Origin of the sequence: Thermophilibacter sp. ET337, from assembly GCF_024733715.1 — a bacterium.
Lineage (GTDB): Bacteria > Actinomycetota > Coriobacteriia > Coriobacteriales > Atopobiaceae > Thermophilibacter.
Genome location: NZ_JANRHO010000016.1, coordinates 1 through 6,902, shown reverse-complemented (window position 1 = coordinate 6,902; position 6,902 = coordinate 1). Strand labels below are relative to the sequence as shown.

The following is a 6,902-nucleotide window of genomic DNA, read 5'->3' as shown; positions in this document are numbered from 1 at the left end:
CGCGCTCGTCGGCGTCGCCGCGCCCGCGCCCTTCGCCGCACCCGCGTGATCGGCCTGCCGCGCGCCCTCATGACCTACCGGCTCGGAGCCAAGTGGCGCGCCTTCGAGGACGAGCTCGGGATGGAGGTCCTCGTCGACGCCGACGGGCACCTCATGGGCGCGTTCGGCGCGGCGCTGCTCGCCGCCGACGCCCCCGAGCCGCAGCGGCGCCCCTTCGCCTGGGACGTCGACGACTTCGAGTTCCGTACGCGCGAGGTCGTGTGCGGCCGGTGCGCCAACCACTGCGAGGTCGTGTGCGTCTACCGCGACGACGAGCTCATCGACTCCTGGGGCAACCGCTGCGACCGCGGAGCGGTGCGGCCCAGGGCGCGCGCGTAGCGGGGCGGGCGGGCCGCCTCGCTGCCGGTCGGCGTCTCTGCCCGGTGCCGACCGGCGCCTCCCGCACGGTTTGGCGAGAAGAACCGTGCGGGAGGCGCGGGGCCTCTTGCGGTGCTCCGCATGCGCGCGGTTGCGACGCCATTCGACCGCCCTGTCCCCTGGCGCGCGCGCTACAGGAATGCCTGTCGATGCTCGGACCTACCGATTCAAGGCCGACCGCTCTCACCTGAAGAGCTCGTCGTGTCCGCCCGTTCTCTCGAAGAAGGCGACCCTATCGTTGGAGGACCAGATAACGAGCCAGTCCCCCGCGTTTGCGACGTGGCACTCCTTGCGTCCGGACCAGCTGCCCGTCAGCGCGTGCATGTTGTGTCGGGTTCTCAGGATTTCCAGTGACTCGGGAGAGTTCTCGACCACCAGGTCGATGACCTTCTCCAACTCGGAGAGGTCCCATCCCCTCCTGCGAGCCTTTCTCTTGAGGTCGCGCCTGAAGGCCGACGAGAAGTCGGCGGTGAGCCTGGCCATCAGGCCGTCGCCGCCTCTATCAGGTCGTGACCGTTCGCAAATCGCCCGCTCTGGCCGGACGCAAGGAAGGCGTCCCCCTCAGCGATTGCGGCGAGGCTCTCCTCGTTGGGCTCCTCCGGGGCGAACGTGAGCGGGATGCGCCGAGTGTTGACCATCTGCTTGTAGAACGCACGGGTCACGGACGAGAGGTCGAGCCCGTAGTAATCTGCGACCTCCGCGGCCCCGCGCTTGAGCTCGTCGTCGAGCCGAATGGTGAGCGTCGATGCGGCCATTTCTGCCTCCTGTCGCTTATGTACGTGCAAGTCAAATCTATTGTATGTACATTCTTACCCATTTTATCCGGGACAAATCATCCGGCAAAACCCATGCGCACTCGTCTCTATGTTCCGTAAGCAAGGCGCGCCTTCAGGCTTTTGGCGCCCGCGGCCGTCCAACGCCGAAAATAACTTCCCAAATTCCCCGCCCAAGTCTTCGCACGAGCGAAGGAATGCCCCGGTGCGCTCTGGTAAGCTATCGATGTATGTGAATGGGGGTGCCACATGGAGTTCATCTCGGCCGCGGAGGCGGCTCGCCGCTGGCACGTGACGCCGCGCGCCGTGCAGCTCATGTGCGCCCAGGGCCGCGTCCCGGGGGCCGAGCGCGTGGGCCGCGCCTGGCGCGTGCCGGAGGGCGCCGTCAAGCCCGCCGACCTGCGACGCTCCCGCAACGAGGCAGCTCCCGGGGACGAGAGGCCCATGGTCCCCCGGCGCCGGCAGGGGTCGTGCGACACCCTCATGCCCCTCATGAACGCGCCCTTTGCCCCCGGCCACGCCCGCGAGTACGCCGAGTCGCTCCCCGAGGGCCCGCGCCGCGACGTGGCGCTGGCGGAGCTCGCCTACTTCACCGGCGACGCCGCGCGGGCGGCCGCCCTCGCGCGTCCGCTCCTTGCGAGCGAGGACGCGGGCGCGCGCCTCTCGGCCTGCCTCATCTGCGCGTACGCGAGCCTCGCCCTCGACCGCATCAACGACGCACGCTCCGCCCTCGCGCGCGCCCGCGCCGGCATCGGGAAGCCCATAGGGGGGTTCTCCCCTGAGGCGGCCGCCGCGGCGTCCTTCGTGGCGCGCACGGCGAGCGTGCTCCTGCACATCCCCGAGCCCGAGGGCCTGCCGCCAGCGGGCGAGGCGCTGCCACTCCTGCCGCCGGGCCTGAGGCTCTTTGCCTGCTACGTGCAGGCGCACCGCCTCTATCTGGAGGGCGAGCACCAGACGAGCCTGGGCCTGGTGCTGGGCGCCTTCGCCATGCAGGAGGATTCCTATCCCATCCCCGCCATCTACCTGCACCTCGTTGCCGTCATGGACCTCATGGCGCAGCGGCGCGCGGACGAGGCCCGCGAGCACCTGCTGGCGGCGTGGGAGCTCGCCCGCCCCGACGGCCTCATCGAGCCGCTGGGCGAGCACCACGGGCTTCTCGGCGGCATGCTCGAGGCCGCGATCAAGCCCGCCTGGCCCGACGACTTCCGACGCATCATCGACATCACCTACCGCTTCTCCGCCGGCTGGAGGCGCGTGCACAACCCCGCCACCGGCGACGACGTGGCCGACAACCTCACCACCACCGAGTTCGCCGCCTGCATGCTCGCGGCGCGCGGGTGGAGCAACGCCGAGATCGCGGCGCACATGGGCATCTCGGTCAACCGCGTGAAGGAGTGCATCTCCAAGTCCCTGAAGAAGCTCGGCGTGAGCAGCCGCAAGGAGCTGGGCCGCTTCCTGCTCTCGTAGGGCGCGACCCTCCCCAAACCCACCGTCTCGCCGGGTAGAGGTCCCTCGCTGCGTCTAGGAAAGAATGGGGAGGTCAGGCTGCGTTTCGCGCCCGCATTGCGGCGCGGAGGAAGGGATGGTGCCGAATGGCGAGAAGAACGTGGTGGAAGGTCGGCGCGCTCCTGGCGGCGATGATGGTGTTCCTGACGATGCTGCCCGCCACGGCGCTGGCGGCTGCGCCGGGCGGACAGGTGATCTATGTAGGCAACAAAAATGTGACAAACGGCGGCTACTGGACGACGGATAGTGATGGAAGTGTCACCCAATACACCAAGGAAGGCACACCGTCAGACAAATATATCCATTATAGCGCAGATACCAATACCCTGACCCTGCACAATGCCACTATTAGAGAGTACGTGCCTTCTGATACCAGCACTTATGTCATGGGTGCGGGTATTGGCGTGTTCAATCAGAACGGCGATGCGGAGTTGACTATCACATTGGAGGGCACCAATACAATAGAAGATGTCAGCACAGGGATTTTTGTGCTTGCGCATTCCCCTTCTACCGGCGACGCCACCCTGACCATCACGGGTAGCGACAGTCTGGATGCCAGCGGCAGTTTAAACGGAATCATGGTTCAGAGCAACAGCGGCGATGCCACCCTGACTATCCAGAGCGCCGATGTCACTTTAACCTCTAACTCCGGCAATGGAGTTACGGTACAGGCCGGCAGTGCGGGCACCCATGGACACACCGCCACACTGACGGTGAACGGCGGAAAATTGACTGCCAGCGGCGCTGCGGGGATTGAATTTAATGCTGGCAACCCTAATTACAACATCACAACCGAGCTGACCGTCAGCGGCAATGCTCTGGTGGACACCAGAAACGGCGGGATCGATGTCTTCGGACAAGGTGATGTAACTCCTACTGTTGCCGATAATGCTACCAACGGCGGCATCGTCTTTGACGGTACGGAAGGCACCGTGTACGGCACTGTGACCTTTCAGGAGGATTTGGAGATCGGTGAGGGCGAGACCCTGACCATCGGAGACGGGGCCTCTCTGGACACGAACGGCAAGACCATCACGGTGGAGAGCGGCGGCAAGCTGGAAGGAACCATTGATGGCAAACAGCCGCCGGAGATCACCGTCTCGCCGGTAAACCAGACTATGGAGGAGGGTAGCCCCGCCGCATTTTCCGTCACCGCCAGTGCCGGTGAAGGCGAGCAGCTGACCTATCAGTGGCAACAGAAAACCACTGATAGCGGAAGTGAGTGGATGGATATTTCCGACGCAACCAACGCCACCTATACCACAGGTCAAACCACAATGGCCATGAGCGGCTACCAATACCGCTGTGTGGTGACAGCCAACGGCGTCAGTGTCATCAGCGCCCCCGCCACCCTGACGGTCAATGCGGCAGCTACCACTATCACGACCCAACCGGGCAACGTAACCGTGACGGAGGGAGAAACCGCCACCTTTAGCGTCACCGCTACCGGCAGCAACCTGACCTATCAATGGCAGCAAAGCACCGACGGCTCCGCCTGGGCGAACATTAGCGGTGCGACCGGCATCAGCTACACGACCCAAGCCACCACAATGGATATGAGCGGCTATCAATACCGCTGTGTGGTGACAGACGGGAACAGTACCGATGTTACCAGCCAAGCGGCCACCCTGACCGTGACGGCCGCCACGGTTTCCGTCACCGGCGTGACACTGAACAAAACCAGCGCCAACCTCACCGTGGGCGGTACCGTTATCCTCAATGCCACCATCACGCCGAGCGAAGCCACCAACAAGAACGTGACGTGGAGCAGCGATAACACCAGCGTCGCCACCGTGGACGCGGATGGCAAGGTCACCGCCGCGGGCGCGGGCACCGCGACCATCACCGTCACCACTGCGGACGGCAACAAGACGGCGACCTGCGTAGTGACTGTGACCTACCCTTACGTCCCGCCGCGCCCGACCGGGCCTGACTGGGGCGACGTTGCGGACGAACTCTCAGACGCCGAGCCCGGGTCCACGGTCAAGGTGGACATGGACGGCAAGACGGTGCTTCCCGGCGAGGTGCTGGACGAGCTCGCCGGCCGCGACGTGACGCTCGCGCTCGACATGGGCGGCGGGCTTATCTGGGAGATCTACGGCGGGGACGTGCCCAAGAGCGAGGGGTACGACGACGTCGACCTGGGCGTTGCCCTTGGCGGCGACGACATTCCCGCGGACGTCGTGAACCTCGTCACCGGCGAGTCCGGCTCCGTGCAGGTGTCGCTCGAGCACGACGGCCCCTTTGGCTTCGAGCTCACGCTCGTGGCGCCGCTCGGCGAGGACTCGGCGGGGCTCGTCGCCAACCTCTACCGCTACGACGACGAGGCGGGGTCGCTGGGGTACGAGGCGACCGCTCAGGTCGACGGCGAGGGCGTGGCGCGCCTGCCCTTCGACCACGCGTCGTCCTGGCTCGTGGCACTCGACTCCCGCAGCCACGCCCTGCCCTTCCCGGACGCCCTCGAGGGCGAGTGGTACTCCGAGGCCGTCCGTTGGGCGTGGCTCGGCGGGATCATGAGGGGCAACGGCGACGGCACCCTCCGCCCGGCCGACGCGCTCACGCGCTCCCAGATGGCATGCCTGCTCCACAACGCGGCCGGCTCCCCGGCGTCGCCCTCCGCGGGGCTGCCCGGCGACTGCGAGGCCGGCTCCTGGTACGCGGGCGCCGTCTCCTGGGCCCTCGGGGCGGGCGTCATGAACGGGCACGGGGACGGCTCGTTCGCCCCCGGCGGCGCGCTCACCCGCGAGGAGGCCGCCTGCGTCCTCATGAACGCGGCGGGGCTTGCGGGAATGGACGTGTCGGCGCGCGCCGACCTCTCCGGCTTCGCCGACGCCGGCGACGTGTCGGGCTGGGCCAGGGAGGCCCTCTCCTGGGCCGTGGCCGAGGGCGTGATGAACGGCGTCGGGGCCGGTGACGGCTCGCTCGAGCTGCAGCCAGCCCGCCCCTGCACGCGCGCCGAGGCCGCGGCGCTCCTGATGAACCTGGCAAGGCGCGCAGGATAGGGGCCTTCCCCGCCCGACAACCAGTATTCCCAAGCGAGGGCCGCCCGTCCGGGCGGCCCTCGCTTGCGCCGAGAGGCAGGGCGCGCGGTGCCACGGCCGCGAGCCTCGCCCCGTTGCTCGTCGTCCGGTGGGTGCCGCGTCGTCCGTTGACGGCTCCTTTGGCGCGAGCGTCCTGCTCACCGGGTACCGCGGGATGCTCGATGGCGTCGAGCTCGCAGACTCGCTCTCCTGGGACGCCCACAAGTGGCTCTTCCAGACCTACTCCTGCGGGATGGTTCTCGTGCGCGACAGGCGTCACCTGGTCTCGACCTACGCCGCGCACCCCGAGTACCTGGCCGACCTCCTCGAGGGGGACGAGGCGGCGAACCCGTGGGACCTCGGCCCCGAGCTCACGCGCTCGGCGCGCGGCCTCAAGCTCTGGTTCGCCCTCCAGGTCATGGACGTGCGCTCGACCGTGCGCCGGCTCGCGCAGATTCGAGACGAGCTCCTCTAGGCGTGGCCGCCGACCGCGGGGCGCTACGCGCGGCCCGTCGCAACCACGTCGACGCCGGTTCCCGCAACGTCGCGCGCGATCACGTCGCCGATCTCCACCGGCGCGACCGCCCGCGCGCCCGCGAGCGCGCGCACCACGTCGAGGACGGCGTCACGGGGCACCTCGCGGGCGGTCTTGACGGCCACCCTCCGCTGCGACCCGCCCTCGACCGGGACGGTCGTCGTCACGGTGCGCACCGGCGCGCTCACCTCCGCGCGGGCGTAGGAGTCCCCGCGGGGGCACGCGTTGCCGGACAGAGCCTCGACCGACCCGTCCGCGGCCAGAGTCACGCTGACCCGGCAACCCCGCGGGCAGCGGATGCACGTCAGGACCCTCTCGTTCTTCTCGTCCATCACGCCTCCAGTGCAACCGTGACCGGGTCAGGCCCGTCGCAGGCGAGAAGCGCCTCGCGCCGCAGCGTCAGCTGCTCCATCTCGCCGGGCACGAGGATGTCGCGCCGCCTGCGCGCCACGACACGCCCGCCCGAGCGCGCGACGATCGCCCGCCCCTCGTAGATACCGTCGACGCGCAGGCGGACCGTCAGCTCGTCAGGCATGCGCCGCACCCCGAGCCGCTGCGGCACGACGTAGCGCACGCCGTCGCCGGGGACGAGCGCCACCTCGCCTCCGCGGTCGCGGTCCCCGTCCGCCCCCGCCCCCGCCGCCGCTCCCG

The 6,902-nt window shown here is 68.2% G+C and carries 6 protein-coding genes and 2 pseudogenes; 4 read left to right on the top strand and 4 right to left on the bottom strand.

Annotated elements, in window-relative coordinates; all coding sequences use genetic code 11:
- A pseudogene (locus tag NW198_RS09575) lies at positions 1-378 on the top strand (hypothetical protein); the annotation flags it as partial.
- Positions 379-600: 222 nt separating this feature from the next.
- On the opposite strand, the gene NW198_RS09570 reads toward NW198_RS09575, so the two are convergent.
- Both NW198_RS09570 and NW198_RS09565 read right to left on the bottom strand, forming a co-directional pair.
- Complete coding sequence (locus tag NW198_RS09570) at positions 601-900, bottom strand: type II toxin-antitoxin system YafQ family toxin (RefSeq protein WP_258340936.1); 300 nt, start codon at positions 898-900, stop codon at positions 601-603.
- Positions 900-1,172 (bottom strand): type II toxin-antitoxin system RelB/DinJ family antitoxin, encoded by a 273-nt coding sequence (locus NW198_RS09565; protein ID WP_258340935.1) that lies wholly within the window; start codon positions 1,170-1,172, stop codon positions 900-902. The genes NW198_RS09570 and NW198_RS09565 overlap by 1 nt, the downstream gene beginning before the upstream one ends.
- 267 nt (positions 1,173-1,439) lie before the next feature.
- Between NW198_RS09565 and NW198_RS09560 the strand changes: the two genes are divergently transcribed.
- From NW198_RS09560 to NW198_RS09550, 3 genes are all read left to right on the top strand, one after another.
- Complete coding sequence (locus tag NW198_RS09560) at positions 1,440-2,657, top strand: LuxR C-terminal-related transcriptional regulator (RefSeq protein ID WP_258340934.1); 1,218 nt, start codon at positions 1,440-1,442, stop codon at positions 2,655-2,657.
- A gap of 125 nt (positions 2,658-2,782) precedes the next feature.
- Positions 2,783-5,698 carry an S-layer homology domain-containing protein gene (locus NW198_RS09555; protein WP_258340933.1) on the top strand — a complete coding sequence of 972 codons (2,916 nt, stop codon included), beginning with the start codon at positions 2,783-2,785 and terminating at the stop codon, positions 5,696-5,698.
- A 127-nt stretch (positions 5,699-5,825) separates the two neighbouring features.
- Positions 5,826-6,191 carry a pyridoxal-dependent decarboxylase gene (locus tag NW198_RS09550; RefSeq protein WP_258340932.1) on the top strand — a complete coding sequence of 122 codons (366 nt, stop codon included), beginning with the start codon at positions 5,826-5,828 and terminating at the stop codon, positions 6,189-6,191.
- 23 nt (positions 6,192-6,214) lie between these two features.
- On the opposite strand, the gene NW198_RS09545 is transcribed toward NW198_RS09550, so the two are convergent.
- Entirely contained in the window at positions 6,215-6,583 is a 369-nt protein-coding gene (locus NW198_RS09545) for a DUF1667 domain-containing protein (protein ID WP_258340931.1), read from the bottom strand.
- A pseudogene (locus NW198_RS09540) lies at positions 6,583-6,902 on the bottom strand (pyridine nucleotide-disulfide oxidoreductase); the annotation flags it as partial. The pseudogene NW198_RS09540 and the gene NW198_RS09545, both read right to left, overlap by 1 nt.